23 protein-coding genes are annotated in these 24,380 nt (G+C 63.5%); 6 read left to right on the plus strand and 17 right to left on the minus strand.

Features of this window, described 5'->3' with window-relative positions; all coding sequences use genetic code 11:
- Positions 1–86: 86 nt before the first annotated feature.
- Positions 87–734 (plus strand): ubiquinol-cytochrome c reductase iron-sulfur subunit, encoded by a 648-nt coding sequence (locus JJC00_RS12805; protein WP_200472894.1) that lies wholly within the window; start codon positions 87–89, stop codon positions 732–734.
- A 120-nt stretch (positions 735–854) separates the two neighbouring features.
- Entirely contained in the window at positions 855–2,603 is a 1,749-nt protein-coding gene (locus JJC00_RS12810; RefSeq protein ID WP_200472895.1) for a methanol/ethanol family PQQ-dependent dehydrogenase, read from the plus strand.
- A 93-nt stretch (positions 2,604–2,696) separates the two neighbouring features.
- Here JJC00_RS12810 and JJC00_RS12815 read toward each other — a convergent pair whose 3' ends face one another.
- The 7 genes from JJC00_RS12815 to xoxF5 all read right to left on the minus strand — a co-directional run bounded on the left by JJC00_RS12815 (position 2,697) and on the right by xoxF5 (position 10,570).
- Positions 2,697–2,960 carry a hypothetical protein gene (locus JJC00_RS12815; RefSeq protein WP_200472896.1) on the minus strand — a complete coding sequence of 88 codons (264 nt, stop codon included), beginning with the start codon at positions 2,958–2,960 and terminating at the stop codon, positions 2,697–2,699.
- A gap of 54 nt (positions 2,961–3,014) precedes the next feature.
- Positions 3,015–5,327, minus strand: a complete 2,313-nt coding sequence (locus JJC00_RS12820) for a xanthine dehydrogenase family protein molybdopterin-binding subunit (protein WP_200472897.1) — start codon at positions 5,325–5,327, stop codon at positions 3,015–3,017.
- 1 nt (position 5,328) lies between these two features.
- Positions 5,329–5,781: a (2Fe-2S)-binding protein gene (locus tag JJC00_RS12825; RefSeq protein ID WP_200472898.1), complete on the minus strand. Its 453-nt coding sequence runs from the start codon at positions 5,779–5,781 to the stop codon at positions 5,329–5,331.
- A gap of 609 nt (positions 5,782–6,390) precedes the next feature.
- Positions 6,391–6,954 carry an S-(hydroxymethyl)glutathione synthase gene (gene gfa / locus JJC00_RS12830; RefSeq protein ID WP_200472899.1) on the minus strand — a complete coding sequence of 188 codons (564 nt, stop codon included), beginning with the start codon at positions 6,952–6,954 and terminating at the stop codon, positions 6,391–6,393.
- Between the two features lie 33 nt (positions 6,955–6,987).
- Positions 6,988–8,097, minus strand: a complete 1,110-nt coding sequence (locus JJC00_RS12835; protein ID WP_200472900.1) for an S-(hydroxymethyl)glutathione dehydrogenase/class III alcohol dehydrogenase — start codon at positions 8,095–8,097, stop codon at positions 6,988–6,990.
- Between the two features lie 61 nt (positions 8,098–8,158).
- Positions 8,159–8,650 (minus strand): c-type cytochrome, methanol metabolism-related, encoded by a 492-nt coding sequence (locus JJC00_RS12840; RefSeq protein ID WP_200474102.1) that lies wholly within the window; start codon positions 8,648–8,650, stop codon positions 8,159–8,161.
- 111 nt (positions 8,651–8,761) lie between these two features.
- Entirely contained in the window at positions 8,762–10,570 is a 1,809-nt protein-coding gene (gene xoxF5 / locus JJC00_RS12845; protein ID WP_200472901.1) for a lanthanide-dependent methanol dehydrogenase XoxF5, read from the minus strand.
- A 512-nt stretch (positions 10,571–11,082) separates the two neighbouring features.
- On the opposite strand from xoxF5, the gene JJC00_RS12850 reads away from it, so the two are divergent.
- Positions 11,083–12,051 (plus strand): helix-turn-helix domain-containing protein, encoded by a 969-nt coding sequence (locus JJC00_RS12850; protein ID WP_200472902.1) that lies wholly within the window; start codon positions 11,083–11,085, stop codon positions 12,049–12,051.
- 14 nt (positions 12,052–12,065) lie between these two features.
- Here JJC00_RS12850 and JJC00_RS12855 read toward each other — a convergent pair whose 3' ends face one another.
- The 5 genes from JJC00_RS12855 to JJC00_RS12875 all read right to left on the minus strand — a co-directional run bounded on the left by JJC00_RS12855 (position 12,066) and on the right by JJC00_RS12875 (position 16,715).
- On the minus strand, positions 12,066–12,491 hold the full coding sequence (locus JJC00_RS12855) for a hypothetical protein (protein ID WP_200472903.1): 426 nt from the start codon (positions 12,489–12,491) through the stop codon (positions 12,066–12,068).
- A gap of 87 nt (positions 12,492–12,578) precedes the next feature.
- Positions 12,579–13,619 carry an FUSC family protein gene (locus JJC00_RS12860; RefSeq protein WP_200472904.1) on the minus strand — a complete coding sequence of 347 codons (1,041 nt, stop codon included), beginning with the start codon at positions 13,617–13,619 and terminating at the stop codon, positions 12,579–12,581.
- A 142-nt stretch (positions 13,620–13,761) separates the two neighbouring features.
- Entirely contained in the window at positions 13,762–14,688 is a 927-nt protein-coding gene (locus JJC00_RS12865; protein WP_200472905.1) for a substrate-binding periplasmic protein, read from the minus strand.
- Positions 14,685–15,029 (minus strand): c-type cytochrome, encoded by a 345-nt coding sequence (locus JJC00_RS12870; RefSeq protein ID WP_200472906.1) that lies wholly within the window; start codon positions 15,027–15,029, stop codon positions 14,685–14,687. Before JJC00_RS12870 ends, JJC00_RS12865 begins: the two co-directional genes overlap by 4 nt.
- Positions 15,030–15,050: 21 nt before the next feature.
- A complete protein-coding gene (locus JJC00_RS12875; RefSeq protein WP_200472907.1) occupies positions 15,051–16,715 on the minus strand; it encodes a methanol/ethanol family PQQ-dependent dehydrogenase in 1,665 nt (554 codons plus the stop codon).
- A 341-nt stretch (positions 16,716–17,056) separates the two neighbouring features.
- On the opposite strand from JJC00_RS12875, the gene JJC00_RS12880 reads away from it, so the two are divergent.
- Both JJC00_RS12880 and pqqA read left to right on the plus strand, forming a co-directional pair.
- Positions 17,057–17,449: a calcium-binding protein gene (locus JJC00_RS12880; protein WP_200472908.1), complete on the plus strand. Its 393-nt coding sequence runs from the start codon at positions 17,057–17,059 to the stop codon at positions 17,447–17,449.
- 170 nt (positions 17,450–17,619) lie between these two features.
- The gene (pqqA, locus tag JJC00_RS12885) at positions 17,620–17,700 is read left to right on the plus strand and encodes a pyrroloquinoline quinone precursor peptide PqqA (protein WP_200474103.1); all 81 of its coding nucleotides are present in this window, start codon (positions 17,620–17,622) and stop codon (positions 17,698–17,700) included.
- A gap of 224 nt (positions 17,701–17,924) precedes the next feature.
- On the opposite strand, the gene JJC00_RS12890 is transcribed toward pqqA, so the two are convergent.
- On the minus strand, positions 17,925–21,059 hold the full coding sequence (locus tag JJC00_RS12890) for an efflux RND transporter permease subunit (RefSeq protein ID WP_200472909.1): 3,135 nt from the start codon (positions 21,057–21,059) through the stop codon (positions 17,925–17,927).
- A complete protein-coding gene (locus tag JJC00_RS12895; protein ID WP_246774195.1) occupies positions 21,049–22,068 on the minus strand; it encodes an efflux RND transporter periplasmic adaptor subunit in 1,020 nt (339 codons plus the stop codon). Before JJC00_RS12895 ends, JJC00_RS12890 begins: the two co-directional genes overlap by 11 nt.
- A gap of 257 nt (positions 22,069–22,325) precedes the next feature.
- On the opposite strand from JJC00_RS12895, the gene JJC00_RS12900 reads away from it, so the two are divergent.
- Positions 22,326–22,535 carry a hypothetical protein gene (locus JJC00_RS12900; RefSeq protein WP_200472910.1) on the plus strand — a complete coding sequence of 70 codons (210 nt, stop codon included), beginning with the start codon at positions 22,326–22,328 and terminating at the stop codon, positions 22,533–22,535.
- Between the two features lie 4 nt (positions 22,536–22,539).
- Here the strand turns inward: JJC00_RS12900 and JJC00_RS12905 are convergent, their stop codons facing one another.
- From JJC00_RS12905 to JJC00_RS12915, 3 genes are read right to left on the minus strand one after another with little or no spacing between them, the layout of a single operon-like run.
- A complete protein-coding gene (locus JJC00_RS12905) occupies positions 22,540–22,893 on the minus strand; it encodes a hypothetical protein (protein WP_200472911.1) in 354 nt (117 codons plus the stop codon).
- 48 nt (positions 22,894–22,941) lie between these two features.
- The gene (locus JJC00_RS12910; protein WP_200472912.1) at positions 22,942–23,652 is read right to left on the minus strand and encodes an ABC transporter ATP-binding protein; all 711 of its coding nucleotides are present in this window, start codon (positions 23,650–23,652) and stop codon (positions 22,942–22,944) included.
- On the minus strand, positions 23,642–24,379 hold the full coding sequence (locus JJC00_RS12915) for an ABC transporter permease (RefSeq protein ID WP_200472913.1): 738 nt from the start codon (positions 24,377–24,379) through the stop codon (positions 23,642–23,644). Before JJC00_RS12915 ends, JJC00_RS12910 begins: the two co-directional genes overlap by 11 nt.
- Between the last annotated feature and the right edge of the window lies 1 nt (position 24,380).

Consider the following 24,380-nt stretch of genomic DNA (forward strand, 5'->3'; position numbering starts at 1 on the left):
ATCAAAGCGAGCATAGCCATATTGATGCACTGCGGCGCCAATTCTTCGCCTTCATTTCGGCAGAGTTCCAGCGCCTGCTAGCATGCATGTCGAATGCATCGTTCAACACCGCATCGTCATCCTCCGACACCATTGCGGAACCTGAATCCTGCGCGGAGCAAACGCGGCGAACGCTATTGCTTGGTGCGCTCGCCACCACCGCCTGTCTCGGCTGTGCTGCGCCGGCGCGTGCGGGAGAGGATCCACCGGGCTCCGACGAGCGGCCGCAAAAGGGCGACGTGCTCGTGTTCTCCGAAGGCGACAGCGAGGGAAAGCTCATCAAAGCGGCCGACCTGACGTCTGGCGGGCCACCGGTCCATGCCTGGCCGCAGGATCCCAAGACGTCGGTGGTGCGCAACGCCTCGCGGCTCAACGAGATCCTGATCATCCGGCTCGATCCCGCCGAACTCGACGAGCAAACCAAAGCTCGTGCCGTCGACGGCATCCTCGCCTATTCGGCGATCTGCTCCCATGCCGGCTGTCCCGTCACCGCCTGGGTCAAGAGCGATGTCGGCGACAAGGAGGTGTTCAAGTGCATGTGCCACAACTCCGAATACGACCCACGCGCGGGCGCGCAGGTGGTGTTCGGACCGGCGCTGCGGCGGCTTGCCGCGCTGCCGCTGGCGCTCGCTGACGGTTCGCTCAGCGTCGCGGGCGGATTCATCGGAAAGGTAGGTGGCGCGCAGCCGGGATGATGATGGACGGTGCGGGGTGTGCCCGCGTCATGAGAGGCCGCATCCGCCGAAGGGCGGACGTCGGGACGAACGACAAGAATTCAAAACAAGAATTCAATTGGATGAAAAAGGGGAACGTCCATGAAAACGTCCATCAAAACGTACGCGACCAGGAAGCAATTGCTGCTGTCCGGCTTCGTCGCCTTCACGTGTGTCGCCTCGACCGCCGCGATCGCCGGCCCGATCGAGAGCTATGCGCCCGTCACCCAGCAGCGCCTGGAGAATCCCGAACCGGGCAACTGGATGCTCTATCGCCGCACTTATGACGGGCAGGGCTATAGCCCGCTCGACCAGATCAACACCTCCAACGTCAAGGATCTCACGCCGGTCTGGACGTTTGCCACCGGCGTGGTCGAGGGCCACGAGGCGCCGCCGATCGTCAACAATGGCGTGATGTTCGTGGCAACGCCGATGGGGCAGGTGATCGCGCTGAACGCGAAAACCAGCGATGAATATTGGCGCTACAAGCGGCAGCTTCCCGACGATCTGTTCCAGCTGCATCCGACCAGCCGCGGCGTCGGCCTGTGGGAGGACAAGCTCTATCTTGCCACCACCGACGATCACGTCGTCGCGCTCGACGCCAAGACCGGCAAGGTGGTGTGGGACACCAAGGTGCAGGATTACAAGAAGGGTCAGTACATGACCCTGATGCCGCTGATCGTCGACGGCAAGGTCATCGTCGGCGGCTCCGGCGGCGAGTTCGGCGTGCGCGGCTATGTCGCCGCCTATGATGCCAAGGACGGCAAGGAGCTGTGGCGGACCTTCACCATTCCCGGCGAAGGCGAAGCCGGTCATGACACCTGGCAAGGCGACGACTGGAAGAACGGCGGCGGCTCGGCCTGGATGACCGGCACCTACGACAAGGACACCAAGACGGTCTATTGGGGCGTCGGCAATGCCGCGCCGTGGCCCGGCGAGATGCATCCCGGCGACAATCTCTACACCTCGTCGGTGCTCGCGCTCGATCCGGGCAATGGCAAGATCAAGACCTATCACCAGTACCACCAGAACGATTCCTGGGACTGGGACGAGGTCGATGCGCCAATGTTGATCGACCTGCAGCGTGACGGCCGCAGTATCAAGAGCCTGGTCCATCCCGGCCGCGACGCGATCTTCTGGGTGCTCGAGCGCACGCCGACCAAGATCAACTACATCGCCGGCTGGCCGTTCGTCTCGACCGACGTCTGGAAGGGTATCGACGAGAACGGCAAGCCGATCGTCGATCCCGCGCACAAGCCGGTCGTCGGCAAGCGCGTCGAGTTCTGTCCGTCACTGTGGGGCGGCAAGGACTGGCCGTCGGCGGCCTACAGCCAGAAGACCGGCCTCGTCTACGTACCCGCCAACGAGAACTTCTGCGGCGGCTTCACCGGCGAGAAGATCGCGCTCAAGCCCGGTGAGCTCTGGCTCGGCACCAAGCCGGAGGACATCGGGTTGAAGACCAAGCCGGGCGCCGATCATTTCGGCGAGATCCAGGCCTGGGATCCCGCGACCGGCAAGAAGGTGTGGCAGCACAACTTCCCGAAATCACAGATGTTCGGGTCGGTCACGGCAACTGCGGGCGATCTCGTCTTCGGCGGCGGCACCAACGACCGCAACTTCCGCGCCTTCAACGCGAAGACCGGCGAGCTGTTGTGGGAGCAGAAGACCAACTCCGGCATCATGGGCATGCCGATGTCCTATGAGATCGACGGCACGCAATACATCGCGATCCAGTCGGGCTGGGGTGTGGACGCGCAACGCATCCAGGATGCGCTCGCGACCAACAATATCGGCATCGAGTCCAACGTGCCACAAGGCGGCGTGATCTGGGTGTTCGCGCTGAAGAAGTAAGCTCCGCGGCGGATCGAAGTAGGCGGAGCAGCGGGGGGGTGGCGAGTGCGGCGGACGGCAACGTCCGCCGCATCTTGCGTGGACGACCGTGGCCTACTTGCCCTGGCGGTCGACCTTGTCCTTCTCCGCCTGATTCATCTCCCGAAGCTTCGGATCAGAGGTGCTTTGCCCGGTGGTCTGGGTCGGGGAGGCGGGTGGGGCGCTGGCGTTAGGAAGTGAATTCTGCTCCGGCGCGGTAGGACGCGTCGCCGTGGTTGGCGGCGAGGCGGTGTTGCTCTGGGCGAACGCGGCTGTATCAGTCAAAAGAAAGGCGCTCGACAGCAGCGAGACTGCGAGCGCCCTTGGAATGTTGATCATCGATCTGCTCCTGTCAGATCGAAGAGAAACGGCGCGAGGCCGCCGGATGTTCCGTCACGCCTCCAATTGCTTGCCGATCGGGAGCGCGCGGATGCGCTTTCCGGCCGCCGCGAAGATTGCGTTCATCAGCGCCGGTGCGAATGGCGGTACGCCGGGCTCGCCGACGCCGCTCGGGGGCGTGTCGGGGCCGGGCGGCACGATGTAGACATTGGTCACCAGCGGAGCCTCGTCCATCCTGACGACCTGGAAGTCGTCAAAATTCTTCTGCTCCACCTTGCCGTCCTTGAAAGTGACCGCGCCATATTTGGCGAGGCTCAGGCCCATGATCGCGGCGCCCTCGATTTGCGAGGCGATACGCTCCGGGTTGACATAGGTGCCGCAGTCGATCGCGGTGTCGACCCGCGGCACTGTCAGCTTGCCCTTGTCGTCGACGGCCACCTCGACGATGGTCGCGATGTAGCTGACGAAGCTGCGGTGCACGGCGATGCCGAGGCCATGCCCCTTCGGGACCTGACGGCCCCATTCGCCCTTCTCGGCGACCAGCTCGACCACCTTGCGCAGGCGCGCGGTGTCGATCGGGTAGCTGTCATAGGGTTCGCCGTAATTCCACATGTCCTTCACGTTGGGCTTGACGATCCGAGGCGTGCCGATCAGTGCCAGCAGCGTCTCCTTCTGGTCGCGCCCGGTCGCATTCGCGATTTCGCCGACCATCGACTGCACCGCGAAGGCGCGCGGGATGTTCGAGACCGAGCGGAACCAGCCGATGCGGGTGAACGCTGCTGCTTCCGGATTCTCGCAACTGATATTGGCGATCTCGAACGGCATGTCGACGAGACCCATGCCGAGCTCGAATGCTGCCGCGTGCTTGGCACCGGCGGCGAAGGTCGAGGCGATGGTCGGCGCCACGCTGCGGTGGCGCCAGGCGATCACCTTGCCGTTCTTGTCGAGTCCCGCCTCGATGCGCTCCGCCGAAACGGTATGCAGGAAGTCGTGGTGGAGGTCGTCCTCACGGGTCCACTGCACCTTGACGGGCGTGCCGAGCTCCTTCGACAGCAGCGCCGCCTCGAGCGCAAAGTCGCATTTCGACTTGCGGCCGAAACCGCCGCCGAGCAGCGTGACATTGACGGTGACATTGCCTTCTGGAATGCCGAGCGTCTTGGCGACGTCCTCGCGGGTGCCGCCGGGGCTCTGGACCGGCGCCCAGATCTCCGCCTTGTCGCCCTTGACGTCGGCAACCGCGACCGGCGGCTCCATGCTGACATGGGCGAGGTGGGGCAGATAATATTCCCCGATCACGACCTTGTCGGCGGCCTTCAGCGCGGCGTCCGCGTCGCCCTCCTGGCGCACGACGAGGCCCGGCTTGCGCGAGGCCTCCTCGAGCTCCTTGCGATAGGCGACCGAGTCGTATTTGCCGTTGGCGCCGTCGTCCCAGACGAGCTTCAGCGCGTCGCGGCCCTTGATCGCGGCACCGGTGTTGCGCGCGATCACCGCGACGCCGCCGAGCGGCTGGAATTTCGACGGCCACGGCCAGCCGCGCACCTGCATCACCTTCTCGACGCCGGGCACCTTCAGTGCCGCGTCCGGTTCGAACGAGGTGAGCTTGCCGCCGGTCACCGGCGGACGCGCGATCACGGCATATTTCATCCCGGGCAGGCGCACGTCGGCGCCGTAACGGGCCTTGCCGGTGGTGATGTCGTGTAGATCGACGATGCTGACCTGGCCCTTGCCGAGATAGCGGAAGTCCTTGGGGTCCTTCAGCTTGAGGCCTTCGATGCTCGGCACCGACTCCTTGGCGGCGTCGGCTGCGAGCTCGCCGAAGCCGAGCTTGCGGCCGCTGGCGCTATGGACGACCTCGTGATTGACCGCCTTCACTTCGGTCGCCGGCACGCTCCAGCGTTTTGCCGCGGCCTGCTCCAGCATGGTGCGGGCGGAGGCGCCGATCTGGCGCATCGGGACCAGATAGTGACGCGTGCTGCGCGAGCCGTCGGTGTCCTGGTTACCGAACTTGACCTCGTCACCATGGGCCTGCTCGACCTTCACCTTGGACCAGTCGGCCTCCATCTCCTCGGCCACGATCAGCGGCAGGCTGGTGCGCACGCCGGTGCCCATCTCGGCGCGGTGGGCGAGGATGGTGACGGTGCCATCGGGTGCGACCGCGACGAACACGCGCGGATCGACCACGACGCCATGCGGCATCTTGCCGGCACCGGTCTCATAAGCAAAGGCCTGGCGCGACATCACGGGGGCGGCGAGCACGAAACCGCCGGTGACGCCGAGCCCTTTCAAGATGCTGCGGCGTGAGACCTTCTCGACCTTCAGATTCTTTTCGAATCCGCGAAGCTTCCGGGGATTGTCGATGAAATTCATGTCACACTCCCGTCGATGCGAGGTGGACGGCGTTCTCGATACGCTGGTAGCAGCCGCAGCGGCAGATGTTGCCGGCCATCGCCTCGCGGATCTGGTCATGTGACGGCTTGGGATTCTCCATCAGGAGCGCCGCGGCCTGCATGATCTGGCCGGCCTGGCAGAAGCCGCATTGGGGAACATTGACCTGGCGCCAGGCCTTCTGGACGGGATGATCGCCGTCCGGATGCAGCCCCTCGATCGTGGTGACCTCGCGCCCCGCCACGTCGTTGATCGAGGTAATGCAGGAGCGGACCGCCTCCTTGTCGACGATGACGGTGCAGGCGCCGCACAGGGCCTGACCGCAGCCGAACTTGGTGCCGGTCAGCCCGGCTTCGTCGCGCAGGAACCAGAGTAGCGGGAGATCGGGGTCGCCGTCCCAGCTCTGTTCCTGGCCGTTGATCTTCACCTTGATCATGATCGTCCCTCGCTCTTCATAAGCTTGCCGAAGTTGGAATAGCCGACGTCGGTCGGCTCCGTGGTCCGTGTGTCGTCGCAACCGCATCCCGGCCCGTTGTCCCGCGCGGGCAAATCCCGGCAGGAAGCTGAAATGCGAATCGCAATGTCCGGATGTGCTCGATACCTCTCGTTTTGTTCTTGATTGATTGAACTCGCGCGGCATCGTGACGACGCGACCGTAGCAGAGGTCGCGCCGGACCGGCATTCACAGCCCGGTGTTCTCGACGTGAACAGAATGCATCCGGGGTTTGTCAAAAGCAGGGCGCGGCCACATGTCGCGCGTTGCACAATTATGGAATCTGAGACGGGAAAAAAGCTTCGTCCGCCCGAGGGACTGCGCGGACGAAGCAGTTATGCCTCAGTCGAGGGAGGGAGAATCGCAGGGCACGCTGACTTCAAGCAGGAAGTGGGCGGCACTGCGCAGTCATTCAGAGACCAGGACTGAGGGAGCGGAACGCGCTCGCAGACGCAAAGTGCACAGGCGGCAAACTCGCGGCAAATCATTCAAGAGCTGTCCGTTACCTCGCTGGCGACCAGCGAGGCGACGGACAAATTCTTGGCGGCCTTGTCAGGCGGCTTTGGCCTTGGCCACGTGGGTCGCGATCGCATCCATCAGCGCCGGCGACAGGCAGTCATAGGGCTCGAGCCCGATTTCCTTCAGCCGCGACCGTATGCCGGCCATCTGCTCCGGCTTGACGCCGGATTCGATCACCGAGGAGACGAAGGCGGCGAATTGCGGTGCCTGCGAACCCTGCTCCTGGAACAGCTCCGGATGGATGAAATCGAGGCCGTAGAACGGATGGTTCTTGTTCTCGATGCGGCCGAACATATGGGTGCCGCAGGCCTTGCAGGCATGGCGCTGGATCACCGCAGAAGGATCGACGATCTGGAGCTTGTCGCCGTTCTCGAGCACGGTGACGTTCTGGCGCGGCACCACGGCGACGACGGAGAACGTCGCGCCCTGCGGCTTCCAGCACTTGGTGCAGCCGCAGGCGTGATTGTGGGCCACGTCGCCCTTGATGCCGACCTTGACCTGATGGTCATTGCATTTGCAGACGAGCGTGCCGCCAGCAAAATGGCCAGTGCCTTGTTTAATGCCGTTATCGATCGAGGGATGGAGTGCAACAGTCATGGGTCGATCCTCCTTGGGTGTGACGCTTTCGGGCTAGAACACGACGACTGAACGGATGGATTTGCCTTCATGCATCAGGTCGAAGCCCTTGTTGATGTCTTCGAGCTTGAGCGTGTGGGTGATCATCGGGTCGATCTGGATCTTTCCGTTCATGTACCAGTCGACGATCTTCGGCACGTCGGTGCGGCCGCGCGCGCCGCCGAAGGCGGTGCCACGCCAGTTGCGGCCGGTGACGAGTTGGAACGGACGGGTTGCGATTTCCTTTCCGGCTTCGGCGACGCCGATGATGATCGAGGTGCCCCAGCCGCGATGGCAGGCTTCCAGCGCCTGGCGCATCACCGTGGTGTTGCCGGTGCAGTCGAAGGTGTAGTCGGCACCGCCGTCGGTTAGCGTGACCAGATGCGGGACGATGTCGCCAGTGATCTTCTTCGGGTTGACGAAGTCGGTCATGCCGAACCGGCGGCCCCATTCCTCCTTGGAGTCGTTGACGTCGACGCCGATGATCTTGTCGGCGCCGGCCATCTTGGCGCCCTGGATCACGTTCAACCCGATACCGCCGAGGCCGAACACGACGACGTTGGAGCCCGGCTCGACCTTGGCGGTGTTGACGACGGCGCCGACGCCAGTGGTGACGCCGCAGCCGATGTAGCAGCTCTTGTCGAAGGGAGCGTCCTCGCGGATCTTCGCTACCGCGATCTCCGGCAGCACCGTGAAGTTCGAGAAGGTCGAGCAGCCCATATAGTGGTAGATCGGCTTGCCCTTGTAGGAGAAGCGGCTGGTGCCGTCGGGCATCACGCCCTTGCCCTGCGTCGCGCGGATCGCGGTGCAGAGATTGGTCTTCTGGCTCAGGCAGCTTTTGCACTGGCGGCATTCCGGCGTGTAGAGCGGAATGACGTGATCGCCGGGCTTCACCGAGGTCACGCCCGCGCCGATCTCGCGGATGATGCCGGCGCCCTCATGGCCGAGGATCGACGGAAAGATTCCTTCGCTGTCGAGACCGTCGAGCGTGTAGGCGTCGGTGTGGCAGATGCCCGTGGCCTTGATCTCGACCAGGACTTCGCCGGCCTTCGGCCCTTCCAGATCGACTTCGACAATCTCGAGCGGTTTTTTCGCTTCGAAAGCGACGGCGGCACGTGTCTTCATCGGTAACTCCTCATATTCTCGCAGGGCGCCAAGACTTAGGTCTCGGCCGGGCCCCAAACGTTCACTTCTTGCCCATGCATGAGTCTTCATTCTTGGTATAGGCGGCGTTCTTGTCCTCATGCTTGCCGGGACGGGCGCGGCCCCAAGCCTCGTTGGAGCGGGCGCGCAGATAGACGTAGAGATCGTCCATGTAGCAGGCGACGTTCGGGTTATCTCCGAAGGCCGGCATCACGTTCTCTGCGGCGGTCGAGATGTTCTTGCGGCCCGAGGCGACGACACCGAGAAAATCGGCATAGCTCATCGTCTTGAGCGAATCCTTCAGTGCGGGTGCATAGGTCGAGCCCATGCCGTCCGGGCCATGACACACATGGCAGTCCGAGTGATAGCGACGGTATCCGGAATAGGTGTACCAGTCGACGGAGTCGCCGTTGATCTTGTAGGTCGGGCTGCCCTCCTTGTCGAGCCATTCGCCAGTTTCGGTCTGCTTGACGGCGGCCGGGTCGCCCGAGCCGTCGTCCGCGACAGCAATTCCTCCGGACGCAACGAAGATCATCGCAGCAATGACAGAGCAGATTTTACGCAAAAGGTGTTCCTCGAAGGCATCAGGTGGAGACGAGCCGGCGCGTGGAGTTGATCCACGCGCCGGAGCGATACGAAGGCGAGGCTAGTTCGTCGCGGGCAGCGAGAACACGGTCAGCGTACCGCCGAGGGCCGTGTAGTTGCTGAGCGCGGCGTAGCCGCCGACTGCGCCGAGGCCCGCGGTCGGATCGGTCAGACCTGCTGCCAGACCGATGCCGGCCCAGCCGCCCACACCGGAGAGCACTGCAACATACTGCTTGCCGCCGTTCTCGTAGGTGGTGACGTTGCCGATGATGCCGGAGGGAGTCTTGAACTTGTAGAGCTCCTTGCCGGTCTTGGCGTCGACCGCCTTCAGATAGCCTTCGAGCGTGCCGTAGAACACGACGCCGCCGGCGGTTGCGAGCGCACCCGACCAGACCGAGAACTGCTCCTTGTTCGACCAGACGATCTTGCCGGTCTTGCCGTCCCAGGCGATGAAGTTACCCATGTTGGTCTCGCCCTGCGGCGGATACATCGAGAGCGTCGCACCCACATAGGGCTGGCCCGCGGTGTAGCTCACCTTGAACGGTTCGTAGTCCATGCAGACGTGGTTAGTCGGGACGTAGAACAGCTGCGTGTCGGGCGAGTAGGCCGCCGGCTGCTCGTCCTTGGTGCCGAGCGCGGCCGGGCAGATGCCCTTCACGTTGTGATCTTCGCCGGCCTTGTCGGTCGAAGCTGCGTCGAGCACCTTCGGACGGCCATAGGTCGCGGAGTTCTTGTCCATGTCGACGCCGGAGGTCCAGTTCACCTTCGGATCGTACTTTTCGGCGACCAGCAGCTCGCCGTTGGTGCGATCGAGCGTGTAGCCGAGACCGTTACGATCGAAGTGCGTCAGCAGCTTGCGCGGCTGGCCGTTGATCGACTGATCCGAGAGGATCATCTCGTTGACGCCGTCATAGTCCCATTCGTCATGGGGCGTCATCTGGTAGACCCACTTGGCGACGCCGGTGTCCGGATTACGTGCCCAGATCGTCATCGACCACTTGTTGTCACCGGGACGCTGCTTCGGATTCCAGGTCGAGGGATTGCCCGATCCGTAGTAGATCAGGTTCAGCTCGGGATCGTAGGAGGTCCAGCCCCAGGTGGCGCCGCCGCCGATCTTCCACTGATCGCCTTGCCAGGTCTTCAAGCTGGAGTCCTTGCCAATCGGCTTGCCGAGCGCAGTGGTCTTGTCGTCGACCAGGAGCTGGTCATCCGGTCCTTCCGAGAAGCCGCGCCAGGCCAGCTTGCCGGTCTTGATGTCGTAGGCGCTCATGTGGGCCTGAACGCCGAACTCGCCGCCGGAGATGCCGATCAGCACCTTGTCCTTGATGACCATCGGTGCCGAGGTGCCGGTCTCGCCCTTGCTCGGATCGCCATTCTTGGCGGTCCATGCAACCTGGCCGGTCTTGGCGTCGAGCGCGACGAGAGTCGTGTCGGCCTGATGCAGGAAGATCTTGCCGTCACCGAAAGCGAGGCCGCGGTTTACCGTATCGCAGCACATCACCGGGATGACGTTCGGATCCTGCTTCGGCTCGTACTTCCAGACGATCTTGTTCTCCTGCGAAAGGTCAATGGCGTAGACCTTGTTCGGGAACGGCGTATGGACGTACATCATGTTGCCAATGATCAGCGGGCCGCCTTCGTGACCGCGCAGCACGCCGGTCGAGAAGGTCCAGGCGACCTGGAGCTTGCCGACATTTTGCGCGTTGATCTGGTTCAGCTTGGAATAGCGGGTATTGGCGTAGTCGCCGGTCGGCATCACCCAGTCTTTTGGGTTCTGCGACATCTTGAGGACCTCGTCATTGGCCGAGGCGCTCCCGACGGCGAGAGCCGCCGCGGAGCCAAGAAAGGTCGCCAGTAGCACCTTGCGCATAGTCATTCCTCCGTTGGTCTCGTTTATTGTTTCCGAAGCATTGCTCAATCACCGGGCTTCTCGTCCGGCGTCTGCTCGTGCAGGGCGGTCACGTTGGGGACCAGAAAAGATACTGTGCTGTTTCCTCCTACGATGAGAGCTACGGGTCCACGTGCGGGAGCGGCCCGTTCTTTTTGTTCCTGCAGCAATCCCTAACGACTTCGCCAACGGGAAACTTGCCCAAGAGTGAACCCGCTTTGCTCGACAGCGCACGGAGGCAAAGTTTTTGATTTTGCGGTAGCGAATTCAGCGGCTTCCGTGCGGCCCCACGCCGCGCGCGACGTTCAGGTTCCCCTTGACGGCGCTGCAACTAAGGCGGAGGATTAACTTACTAGGGTGGCAAAGGAACGATCGCGCTCGTTTCAAAGACCGCCCAAATTTGAGGTAAACGTCACGCAATCATGGCTGAGGGCTTCAGCAGGCGCTGGCCGCGATTCGCGTCGGATCTCCGGGTATCAGCAGTGGCTGGATTAATGTCCGACACAATTCACACGCTCTCGACGACCGGACTGACGCCGAAGCGACAGATCCAGAGCTGGATCGATGGGCTGACGAGTCTGTGCGGACACTTCGATGTCGATCCGCTGGAAGCATCTTCGCTCGAAGGGCGCATCGACTACACGAGCGTCTCGCGCCTGAAGCTCTGTCAGATCGAGGTCAGCCAGCACCGCATCGCGCACACGCTTGCGCGTGCCAAGGCCAATGAGCACCCCTACATCAAGATTCACTTCCAGACATATGGCGTGTCCTATTTCGAGCAGGAAGGCCGCCACATCGAGCTGAACCCTGGCGACATCCTCGCCTATGACGTCTCATGCCCGCATCTGATCATCAGCCCCGCCTTCACGCGCCACGATGTGGTGATCGTGCCGAAGGCGCTGCTGCGCGATCGCGGCTTCCCGTCGCAGCGCATGCCGGCCTGCAAGCTGTCGGCGAAGACGGGGACGGGGCGGATCGCCCATGATTTCGTCCATGCCACGTTCGATGAGGCGGCGAAGCTGTCGGCCAACAGCGCGGTCGGCGTTGCCGATTCGCTGATCGACCTGTTGCTGCTGCCGCTGCGCGAAGCCGACACGATGTTCGATCGGGTCGGGCCCGAGGCGATGTATGTGCGTGCGCAATTTTTCATCCGCGAGCATCTGCGCGATCCCGATCTGTGCATCGATCAGATTTCCGCCGAGCTCGGCTGCTCCAAGCGCTATCTGCACATGCTGTTCTCGGAGCGCGGCACCACGGTGAGCGATTACATCTGGCAGGCCCGCCTTCAGAACTGCCGCCAGGAGCTCGAGGCCCACGGCGGCAAGACCATCACCGACGTTGCATTCTCCTGGGGCTTCTCCAGCTCATCGCATTTCAGCCGCGTGTTCCGGAAATATTTCGGCGTGGTGCCGTCCTCGATCCACAAGGGGCAGCAGAGCGCTGTTGCCGTGGACGAGCATTAGGACGCGCGATCCTCTCACGCCGACGGGGCGACGTAGGGAATGCTGGCCACGAGAGCGGCGACCACTGCCGCGTTACACAGCATTCCGCTCCAATGCAGACGCCGTAGCTGGCGCACCGCGTCCGCGTTTCCCGCATCTCTCGCACTGAGCTGGTCGTCCATCTGGCGCATGAACCGCGGGCGTCCCCAGATCGCGAGGGCCGTAATCAGGCCGATACCTGCCGCGAACAGCGGCCGTCCTGCGAAGGTGAAAGCCGCCGTCCCGATGACGCCGGTCACGCTGATCATTCTGAACTGGATGTTGAACATCCCGCGCAAAAGCTGCGTGACCGGGGGGATGTCGAGCTTCACCAGCAGGAATGCCGGCGACGCCAGCAGGAAATAGCCCATCGGAAAAAGCAGGATGACCAAAGCGGCCACGGCGACGGCATCGGGGCTCATGCGAGCTGGCCTTTCTCGTTCGGGAGGGCAAGGCGAGGGGCTTCCGGCGACAGCGCATGATCATAGCCGGCCGGGGCGCTTGCGACACTAGGGTTTGGTCGGATGCGAGGGCGGCGAACCACCTTTCCGCACTACACGCTGCCAGACGATGTCGGTCAGGGCTACCGCGATGAGACCAAACGCGCCACCAACGATCACATTGGCGACGCGTTCCTCCGCAATGCCGCTGGCGCCGCCGGCAAAGGATGCGGCGAGCGCAATGAAGAAGCAGCGCAGGCCGAAGCCGACGATATAGCGAGAGAACGAGATCAGCGTCAGCGTGGCGGCAAGAACTGCAAGTGCATAACCGACGCGGTTTTGTGGCAGCACGAGGCCAGCGAGGAAGCCTGAGGGTACACCGACGAAGGCGCCGATCGCACGTTGCTTCAGCTTGTCGGTGGAGGCGGAGAGATCGCCGACCACGACGCTCGCGGCCGACCACATCACCCATTGCCCCTGCGCAAGGTCGAGAATCTCGACCAGGGCCGCCGCGGCGAACACCGCCATGGCGGTGGCCGCTGCGGGCAGCAGCCATTCGGCCGCTGGCGGCCCGAACGAGGTCGCGGTGTTGCCACGCCGCCGCTGGTCGTAAATCTGGATGCCGCAGACCAGCACCAGCGCAACCGGCGAGGAGACGATGATGATGCCGGCATGCCGCAACGCTTCCGATGTGCTTACGCCCTCGCGCACCTCGCAGGCGAGGTAGACGGCTGGAATGAACACCCAATTGCCGAGGGTGCGAAAGTGCTCGCCCTGGTGTGTTGCGGCCACCGCAACGAAGCCGATGAGCGCCGTCAGCACCACGAACAGTGGCTTGACGGGAGCCGCAAGAAAGAGCGCGGCAAACGCCACGAGGATCGCGAGGTAGTGCCACACAATTACTTTTGGCGGAAAGTGCAGCCGCAGCGCCGGAATGAGCAGCGACAGCGCGATTAGACCCAAATTCAGCAACGCCGTCTCGCGCGAGATGAAATAGGCGGCAACGAACGGGCCGACGACGATCAGCGCGCGCAGCAACTCGCTGCTCTTGATTTCGCGGGAGAGGAGATCGCGCAGGCCCATCGCGGGCGGGATGGTTGGGGCGTTCACAGGGCACCGGATGGGAGCGACGTAGCACGAAAGGACGTCAGCACTTTAGCGTGTGGAGCGACAGCCGCGCCACACTCTCGCTGTCATCGCCCGACTTCAAGCCGGGGCATGACACCATTGTCGCGGCGGCACGGGTGAACCCTCACCGCTGAATGATCTTCGTCCAGACGTCGCCGAGGATCGCAGGCTCGCGCGGTGGCAGATAGGTCAGGCCGGCCTGCTTGCCGAGTTCGGCGATCTTGCCCTCGGCCGCAAGATCAGTGAGTGCCTTGTTGACAGCCTCGATCAAGGCGAGATCGCTGCCAAGCCCGACATAGCCGCGATTGGCCCCGATCGGATAATAATAGCCGGAGGCTGATATCGCCGTATCAGGATGCGCGGCGCGGTGGGCGTCGTAGCGCGCGAGATCGATCAGGGTCGCATCATAATCGCCGCGAGCGAGCGCGCCCAGGAGGTCATCGCGGGCGGGCACGAGATGGGTGATGTTGTCGATCAGCCGTCCCTTGTCGAAGGTCATCAGGATGGCGTCGCCGAGCGATCCGCTTTCGATCGCGAGGCGCAGGCCGGCGAGGTCGCCGATGTCGCTGATGTTGCGGTCGTGCGCCTTCGGCCCCAGCACCACCGTCATCGGCGAATAGACGTAAGGCCGGCTCGGCGCGAGGACGCCGAGCGCAACGCGGCGGCGCCGGTCGTCGCGCGTAGCGCCCGCGAAATCCGGCAAGCGCGCCGTCTTCAAGCCGGGCTTGACGAGGGAATCCGTCGTCAGCGCGTAGCCGCCAACCAGCGAGCAGCGGCCGTCGGACAGCAGCGCGTTGGCCTCGAGCTGCGGACTCGAATCTTCATCCAGCTTGCTCTCGAACCACTGGAGTTTGAGCGGGCGTCCCATCCGCTCCGCGATCGCCTGTGCCAGCAGAACGTCGAAGCCTGCGTCCGCCTTGCCCTTGTGATGCGCCGAGAGCGGCGGCCGGTCCTCGTCGAGACAGATGCTGAGGGGATCTGCCGCCCACGCCACCGTTGCCGGAGCCGCAAGCATTGCGGCGAGACCAAGCGCTGCCAGCCGGCCTCTCATGGCTTCCTCCGGCTCGAGATGAAGGCCCAGAGATTTCCGATCTCGTCGTCGCTCAAGATGTCGCCCCAGGGCGGCATCTTGTTGTTCTTGCCGTTCTTCACGGTCGTGACGAAGCGCGTCCTGTCGTCGGGAAAGGCGCGCAGGTCGGGCGTGATGGTGCCGGAATTCATCATGTTGGGGCCGTGGCAGTGCGAGCATTTCTCGGCATAGGTCGACTTGCCGTGGTCGATCTGCGCCTGCACGGGATTGCCGTTCGAATCATCCGCGGCACGACCGGTCGCCGCAAGCGCGACCGTCAGCACCGCGACGGTGGCGAGGATCGCCACCGTCTTGTGAGCCATGTCTCTCAACGTCTGTTGCCGTTACTGCTTCACCGCAAAGACCCAGAGCGAGCCGCCGGGCGGCACTTTGGCCAGCCGCTCGTCGCCGGAGAACAGCGAGTAGACGCCGCCATAGCCGCTCGTGACGGCGATGTACTGGACGCCGTCCTGCTGCCAGGTCACCGGCTGTCCCTCGATGCCGGAGCCGGTCTGGAACTGCCAGAGCTTCTTGCCGGAGTCGGCGTCGAAGGCCTCGAACTCGCCGGTCAGCGCACCCGTGAACACGACGCCGCCCGCAGTCGACAGCACGCCGGAGAAGCGCGGGATGTCGCTTGCCGCCTCCCACTTCGCCTTGCCGGTCATCGGATCGATCGCCTTCAGATGGCCGCGCGCGCCGTCACCCCATTCCCAGGGATCGGTGAGGTCCATGCCGAGATACCATTCACCCTGCTTGAAGGTGGCCGGCTCCGACTTGTACCTGCCGCCGAAGGCGAGCGTGTTGGCGTAGGCAAGGCCGGTCTGCGGGTTGAACGACATCGGCTCCCAGTTCTTGCCGCCGAGGACTGACGGATAAACCGTGACCTTCTTGCCGTCGCGCGCATCCTTGACGACGTCGGTCTCGATCGGCTTGCCGGTCTTGAGATCGACGCCGGTTGCCCAATTCACCTTCACGTAAGGATTGGCCGCGAGCACCTTTCCGTTGGTGCGGTCGAGCACGTAGAAGAAGCCGTTGCGGTTGGCATCCATCAGCACCTTGGTCGGCTTGCCCTCGACGTTCATGTCGGCGAGGACCATCTCGGCCACCGAGTCATAGTCGAACGGATTGTTGGGCGAGAACTGGTAGTGCCACTTGATCTTGCCGGTCTTGGGATCCATCGCCAGCACGGAGCAGGTGTAGAGATTGTCGCCGGGGCGAACGGCCGCGTTGAACGGGCCGGGATTGCCAATGCCCCAATAGACTGTGTTCAGCTCCGGATCATATGAGCCCGTGATCCAGGTCGAGCCGCCGCCGAGCTTCCAGGTGTCGCCCTTCCAGGTGTCGCCGCCGGGCTCATCCGGCGAGGGGACCGAATGGGTGCGCCAGAGATGCTTGCCCGATGCCGGATCCCAGCCGTCGATGAAGCCACGGGTGCCGAACTCGGCGCCGGAGATGCCGGTGATGACGACGCCGTCGGCAACGAGCGGCGCCACCGTCATCGAATAGCCTTCCTTGATGTCGGCCGCCTTCTGCCGCCACAGCTCCTTGCCGTCTTTGGCGTCGATTGCGATCACGTTGGCGTCGAGCGTGGTGCGGAACAGCTTGCCGTCGAACAGCGCCGCGCCGCGATTGATGATGCCGCAGCAGACGATGCGCGGCGTCTCCGCCGGATACTCGATCTTGGATTTCCAGATCTGCTTGCCGGTCTTGGCGTCGACCGCCATGGTCGCGTTGTGGGAGGTCACGTAGATCACGCCCTGGTACACCAGCGGCTGCGATTCCTCGCTGCGATCGTCGTTGAAGGAATAATTCCAGACCGGGACGAGGTTCTTGACGGTGTCCTTGTTGATCTGGTTCAGCGTCGAGAAGCGCTGGAGATTGTAGCCCATTCCGTAATTGAGAACGTTCGACGTATCGGTTGCACCCTTGACCAGTTGATCGGTCGTCTGTGCGCTCGCAACCGAGCATGCGGATATGACGAGGCTCGCGGCCATCGCAAAGCGTTTCATCCGTTCCTCCCAATATGCGCGCCTTTTGACGCTGCGGGAACAACACTCGGCTCGAATGCAAAACCCGTCAATACGAAAGTCGAAATTGCGCTGCCAATATGTTGGACGGCGGATGCCGGTCACCTGACGGAAACCTGACAATCTGTTCTCACTTGCGCGCGGGCGCTGAAAAAATTCCGTGGCATGATGCAGGCCAGCGATCGGCTGTCGCGCGGGCTGGCCGGGATCGGCGAATTGTGCGGTGCGCAGGTTGCACTTCCGGACTTGAACCGGGGCCTGCTTGTGGATTTATGTCGCTCGATCCCCGTTCGAATCGGGGCTCATGGTCAGGGAGGTCTCAAATGATATCGCGTCGCTCAGTTGCACTTGTGCTCTCGCTCGCTGTGTTGTCCGGCCCGGCCTGGTCGGCATCCGGCGGCGCCGTCAAGATGTTCGACACCGACAATGACGGCACGCTCGATCTGGCCGAGGTGAAGAAGGCCGCCGCCGCGCTGTTCGCAAAGCTCGATCCCGACCATGACGGGACGCTGGACGTGCGTGAATTGCGTGGACGGTTAACGGCGAAAGAACTCGCCGCCGCCGACTCTGATCACGACGGGACGCTGACGCTCGACGAATATCTTGCCGTGGTGGAGCAGCGCTTCAACGCGGCGAATCCCGACAAGGATGGAACGTTGGATGCGAAGGAGCTGAACTCGCGCGCGGGTCGAGCGCTGCTGCGATTGTTGCGCTGAGACCAACTGCGCTTGACTGGGAGCGAAGGCGGTTTGCCCGAGAGTGAACTGTACGCGCGTGACGCGACGATTCGCTGTGTTCGCGGTTCGATTCCAGACTTGCGCAGTGCCTGAGGCAGCCCTAGGTTTTGCCCGGCGCGATGTCGCGCTCAATACGTGGGGAGACCCGAATGGCTTGGAAAGCTCCGAAGATCGTGGAAGTGCCGGTCGGCATGGAAATCAACATGTACGTCTGCGCTACGCGCAAGTAAGACTGACGAACCTGCCGCGGCTTCGACGGCGGATGCCGTCGGGGCCGTGGCAGTGTTTCGGCGTTCGGCGCCAGTTCATTTGACTTCCCTAACGTCCGGCCGCGATAGCGATCGAGCAACGGGCTCGAAATTTCAACTGCCAGCTTATGCGCTGTTGTGCGCCGCCTGCCAGTGTCGCTGCCTTTTCCTGGCAATGTGGCGGAGGACATAATGCGGATTTGCGTTCATTCAGCACGGACCTTGAAACGCGCGTAACGAAGCGCAAGGGTAGGCAAGACCAGCAGGCTAAGCGCCATTGAGGTCATGAGGCCCCCAAGGATGACGATCGCCATCGGGCCCTCGATTTCACGACCGGGCTCTCCTGCGCCTACGGCGAGCGGCAGCAATCCTAAGCCGGTCACGAGCGACGTCATCAGAATCGGGACAAGACGATCTGCCGCACCCTCAATCGCGGTTTCGGGTCCCCACACGCGACCATCGACGAGGACGAGGTGCTCGTAGTGCGAAATCATGAGGATCGAGTTCCGCAACGTGATGCCGAACAGCGTGACGAAGCCGACCATCGATCCGAGCGAAAGCAGACCGCCGGTTAACGCGAGTGCGAGCACACCCCCGACCAATGCAAACGGTAGATTGATCATCACCAGCAACAGATTTTGCCAATGGCCGGTAACCATCGAGAGCAGAACGACGATGCCCGTCCCGGCCAGCAGAGAATTCACGATGAGATCGCGCCGCGATCGGGCTTGAGCCTCGGCCGCTCCGGCAAATTCAAGGTGAGCGCCGGGCGGGAGTTTGACCTCGCGCGCAAGCTTGCGTTTGGCGGCCGCCACGAAGGATTCGAGATCGCGTCCACTGACGTTCGCCGTTACGGTCTGAACGCGCTGGGCATTCTGGTGCTGGATCTGATAGCGGCCCGACGTTTCATAGACATCTGCGATTTGCTTGAGCAGAATGTAGGCGCCGCTCGGCGTCCGCACCGGCAGGTCTCCGATCTGGGTGAGCCGGGCGCGGGCAGGCGCATCGAGGATCACGATGATGTTGAAGACGGCATTGCCTTCATATCCCTGGCCGACGATGTCGCCCTGGTAAGCGGTGCGCACCAGCTCGAGCACCTCGACCGCATCAAGTCCCCATCGCTGCAGATCGGTCGGCCGAAGCGTCACATTGACCTGCGGCATTCCCGGCGGTGAGCGTCGCTGCACATCGGCGGCACCGCCGACTTCGTCGAGCTCTCGCGCGACATCCCGTGCAGCGCGATCGAGTGAGTCGAGATCAGGACCGTAGATGTTGATGACCACCGCCGCGGTGAAGCCGGAGACGGTTTCCTCCACGCGCTCCGTCAGGTAGGTCTTGCTAGAGAAGGAAACCCCGGCGAAGTCGGCGAGGGCTTCCCTGATGCGCGCTTCTGCTTCGGATTGAGCCTGACCCGAGAGCCCTGGCACCAAATCGACCTCGAACTCGCTGGAATGTGGGCCGACCGTGTCGATGCCGGCCTCAGCCCGGCCTGCGTGCTGCGCCACCCTGCGGACACCCGGAATGCGTCGGAGCGTATCCGTCATCAGTTTGCCGATACGAAGAGATTCGTCGAGCGAGGTGCCGGGGATTGCCGAGACGTGCAGAATCAAATGGCCTTCCCGAAGGTCGGGCAGGAAGGTCCCACCAAAGAAAGGCAGCATCGCCGCGCCGGCGATCGTGACGGCTGCGGCTGCCGTCATCACCAGCTTCGGGAAGCGGCCGATATGGCGCAGCAAGGCCTGATAGTATCGACGGGACCAGCGCACCGCCGGCGGTTCATGCAGGCGATGTCCGCCGGTTCTCCCGACGAGGAGCAGCATGGAGAGCGCCGGCGTCACTGTCAGGGCGACCGCGAGCGATGCGATCACGGCGAAGATGTAGGCAATTCCGAGGGGGCCGAACAGACGGCCGGCAATGCCGGAAAGCGCCAGGACCGGAAAGAACACCAGCAGCACCGCAAACGTCGCATACGCAACGGCGGTTCGTACCTCGAGGAAGGCGTCGAGCACGACGCGAGGCTCGGGTCTCGGCACTGTCGCCCGGCGGTTCTCGCGCAACCGGCGTACGACGTTCTCGACGCCGATCACGGCGTCATCGACGACTTCGCCGATCGCGATTGCGAGCCCGCCCAGCGTCATCGTGTTCAGGGTTTCACCTATCCATTGCAGTGCGAGCACGGCTGCTATCAGTGACAGGGGAATTGCGGTGCAACTGATGATCGAGGTACGCCAGTCGAACAGGAATAGAAAGAGAACGACGACCACGAGTGCTCCGCCGATCAACAGGGCAGTGAGGACGTTCTCGGTCGCCGCATCGATGAAATTAGCAGGACGAAATATGTCCGCATGGAGCTTGACGCCGTCGGCTTCGAGGCCCGGTCGCAGCTCTTGCAGTGCAGCTTCTGCCCGCGTGGTGACCTCTCGCGTATTCGCGCCATATTGCTGGCTGACCATGAGCATGACGCCAGGCACGCCGTCGACGAGAGCCGCACCGATCGGCGGCTCGGGAGCGGTCACGACGGTGGCGACGTCGTCGAGAACCACGCTTGCGCCGCCTTCGTGCAGAAGCACGGTGCGGGCCAGCTGTTCGGGGGTCAACGACTGTCCCTGGGTTTGCAGCGTGATGCGCTGATTGGCAGTGTCGATGAAGCCGGCGCCGCGCACGCCAGTGGCCTTGCGCGCAGCGGCCAGCACATCATTCAGGCCGACCCGGAAGCGGATCAGATCGTCCGGGCGGACCTGCACTTGCAGAGACCGGACATCTTTGCCGTAAGTCGAGACTTGTGCCACGCCCTGCACGGCGAGAAGCCGTCTTGCCACGGTCCAGTCCGCAATGGTGCGCAAATCCATCAGCGAACGCTGGTCGGACGTGAGGCCAATGACCAGCACCGTGCCCGCCAGTGGGGTCAACGGCGTCATCGACGGCGGCTGAACGCCTTGCGGCAGCCGCGCGGCCACGACGGCTAGACGTTCGGTCACCAACTGGCGCGCCCGATAGATATCACTGCGCGGCTGGAAGACGACGGTTACGACCGAGAGACCCTGGATCGATGACGAGCGCAGACTCTCGACGCCAGCGAGGCCGTTGATCGACGTTTCGATCGGTTGCGTGACCAGGATCTCGACATGCTCCGGGCTGAGGCCCGGGGCTTCGGTCTGGATCGTGACCTGTGGAGGTGCGAATTCGGGGAAGACACCGTATTTGGCTTCACCAATTGCGAACAGGCCGTAACCCAGCAGCGCAATCGAAAGTGCGAGCACGATGCCGCGGAAGCGGACTGCGAATGCGACGAGAGCGGCCTGCGGCCCTGATCTGCCGGAGCCGGCGCCATCAGTCGTCATCGCCGCCCCGAAGCTCGCTTTTGGCCTCCTCGGACAACAGGACCTGCGCGCCCCGCATGACGATTTCGGACCCGGATGGGATGTCCCGGACGACGTAGTCGTCATCGGAGACCGGCTGATCCATGCTGATCGGATGCCGTCGGAAGCTCTCGGGGCTTACGCGCAGATAGACCCACGATCGACCCTGCCACCGCACGATTGCGGTGTCCTCGATGAACACGCCCTCGTAGGTTTTGCCCGACGGCACATAGACTGTCGTGTTCATGCCGGGCAGCAGGCCGCTATCGCCCGGCACGGAGAAGAAATAGCTCAATCCCTGAATACGAGGGTCGGTGCGCGTTGCCGGAGAGATGTACTGCAGATCGATATTCGCATTCCGAGTCGGTGCCTGCGCCAGCGCCGTTCCCGGCGTGCCGGCTACAGTGACGCCAGGCGGCAGCGTCACCTGAACCAGAAGCTGATCGCGTTCGATCAGGCTCACAACGGCAGGCGAGCGCTCGACGATTCCTCGGCCGACGACCGGCCCCCATTCCTGCTGTGCTGTTGCGGCGAGAGTCCTGAGCTGTGATTCCGCCGCGGTCAGCGCAGCCTTGTCGACCCGCAATGTTCCCTCTGCGGTCTCGGCTTCCTTCTTCGGGAGGGCGGCGGAGTCGACGAGATTCTTGGTCCGGTCATATGCGCTCCTCGCGACCTCGAGCTTGGCCTGCGCTGTCTGCAGTTGAGCTTGCGCATTGGTGTAGCTGTTTGTGAGTTCCGTAATGCGCGAGATATCGAGCACGGCGCCATAGGCGCGGAATTGCTCGGGATGGGGTGCCGCTTCCAGAGCCGCGGTTTCGAGCCCGACCTGAGCCTGCTGGCTCGGCGTCAGCTTGACGACCGGCTGGTCGCTGTCTGCGGTGCGGGGAGGCTCAATGCGGCCCGAACCCGGTTGGTTCGGCGGCGTTTCCGCAGCGGCAGCTCGCCGAACGTAACCCGTGACGGCCCATGTGCTGGCGATGAGCACCAGCACGCAGACTGCGGCCGCGACGCCGCGCTGGGAGGTTTCCGTAAGAGCCATCAGCCTGTTAGCAGTTTTCGGGAACCAGCTTACTGATGAAGTTAACGGGCGGCAAGGCGCCGGTGCGTGTCAGCCACTTTTGTGATGGTCGGTGCGCACGGTTGCGAAGCCATGACCATTCCCGCATGGCTCACGCCCGTTTGAAACTTCTGGCTGCCTGAGACGTAGATTTTTATGGTAGTTTCTTGATGATCCCGAAGGATCCCGGCATGAATCCGATCGACTTGGTGGTGACTGTGTGTGCGGTGCTCTCGCCTGCGACCTGCGAAGAGCAGCATCTGGTGTTCAACTATGCGGGGTCGCCGATGCAATGTGCAATGGCTGCGCCGCCCTATATCGCGCAATGGGTCGGCGAGCACCCGAAGTGGCAGGCGGTGCGCTGGCGCTGCGAATATCCGCACCCGAACGATAAGGCGTGATCCGCTACTTGGTGCAGTCCTTCAAATCCTTGTCTGCGATTGAGAACACCGCGTCGGCCTTGATTTCGATATCGCGAACGACGCATTGTCGTGAGTTGGGATAGCTGACCTTGGCATCGTAACGGCCGGGCTCGACGCCGGTGATGCGCAGGCGCTCGTCGTGGTCGACCTCCTTGTCCTTGTCGTTCAGACATTGGTTCGGACCCCAGTCGGTCTTGCCAGCAGGTGCGAGCTGGAAGCCGGAGATCGTCTCGCTCGTCAAATTCCAGAGCCGGATGCCCTTGCCCTTGGTCTGCGCGAGCGCCGCGCCCGGCAACGCAACCAACAGGATGCCGATCGCAATCAGCTGACGGCGCATGGTGACCTCCCCTCGACGATCTCGTTTGATACAGTTGACCACGGGTTCTCATTTCGATTCAAGCGGCAGTGCTGTGAGCTCGGCCCTGATCCTGGCAAGGTCAGCCTCGGTGCGGTCGGCGCGCGGAATCGAGATCGGCACCTCCTGCACGATGCGTGCGGGGCGCGGCGACAGGAAGAACAGGCGGTCGCCGAGACGAATGGCATCGTCGAGGCTGTGGGTCACGAGCAGTGTCATCACGGGGCGGCTCGCCACCAGCGTCGCGATCTCGTCGCGCAGACGGCCGGCGAGCGCGTCGTCGAGCGAGGCGAGGGGCTCGTCGAGCACGAGCAGGTCGGGCTCAACTGCGAAGGCGCGGGCGAGCGCAACGCGCCGGGCGAGGCCCAGCGACAGTTCGCCCGGGAAGTGGCTGCGGTGCGCCTCCAACTCCAGGATTTTGAACAGCTCCGACAGCTTGGCGTCGGTAACGTCAGGCGCAGCCAACCGCACGTTCTGCTCGACCGAGCGCCACGGCAACAGCCGCGGCTCCTGGAACACCATGCCGATCCGCGCCTTCGGCGGGCGCGCGACATGGCCGTCGAAATCGTGGTCGAGCCCGAGGATGATGCGCAGCATCGTGCTCTTGCCGCAGCCGGACGGGCCGATCAGCACGCCGACCTCGCCGGATTGCAGCGCGAATTTGACCGGCGCCAGCACCTCGTGCGTTTCGCCCGCGGCGCTTCGAAACGTCTTGCCTGTGATCTCGACCTCAAGCCGCACGGGGTCGCCACCGCGTTGCGCGGGCCTCGAACGGCTGCACCAGCGCCGTCTCGATCACGAGCACGACCGCGGCGAATGTCAGGGAATAGGCCAGTAGCCGCGGCGTGTCGAACAGCTGGAAGGCAACGCCGATCTCGAAGCCGACGCCGTTCGGCCGTCCCAGCAGCTCGGCGACCAGCACGATCTTCCACACCAGCGAGAGGCCGGAGCGGGCGGAGGCCGCAATATAGGGCGCAAGCTGCGGCAGCACGACATGGCGGAACGCGCGCCACCGCGGTATCGCGAATACGATCGCCATTTCATCCAGCGACCTGTCGAGCGCGCGGGTGCCCTCGCGCAAGGTAACGACCGCAGTGGGCAGCTTGTTGATGGCGATAGCGGCGATCGCCGCGGCCTCGGTCAGCCCGGCCCAGATATAGGCCAGCACGATCACCACCAGCGCCGGCAGGTTCAACAGCAGGATCAGCCAGGGATCGCCGAGCCGGTCGGCGAGCTTCACCCGCCCCATCAAATAGCCGATGGCGCTGCCGAGCGACATCGCCAGCACGAAGGACAACGCGACGCGCGCGAGGGTCGCACCGAGATGCAGGAACAGCGCGCCGCTCGCGGCTTCCGCGATGATGACGTCAAGCACGGCTGGCGGGGAAGGCAGCTTTGCGCCGCCGACGAACAGCGCGGCGGTCCACCAGATCGCGAGAAACAGGGCGAAGGAGAGAAGGCGCAGCACC

The sequence above is a fragment of the Bradyrhizobium diazoefficiens genome (assembly GCF_016616885.1).
Lineage (GTDB): Bacteria > Pseudomonadota > Alphaproteobacteria > Rhizobiales > Xanthobacteraceae > Bradyrhizobium > Bradyrhizobium diazoefficiens_F.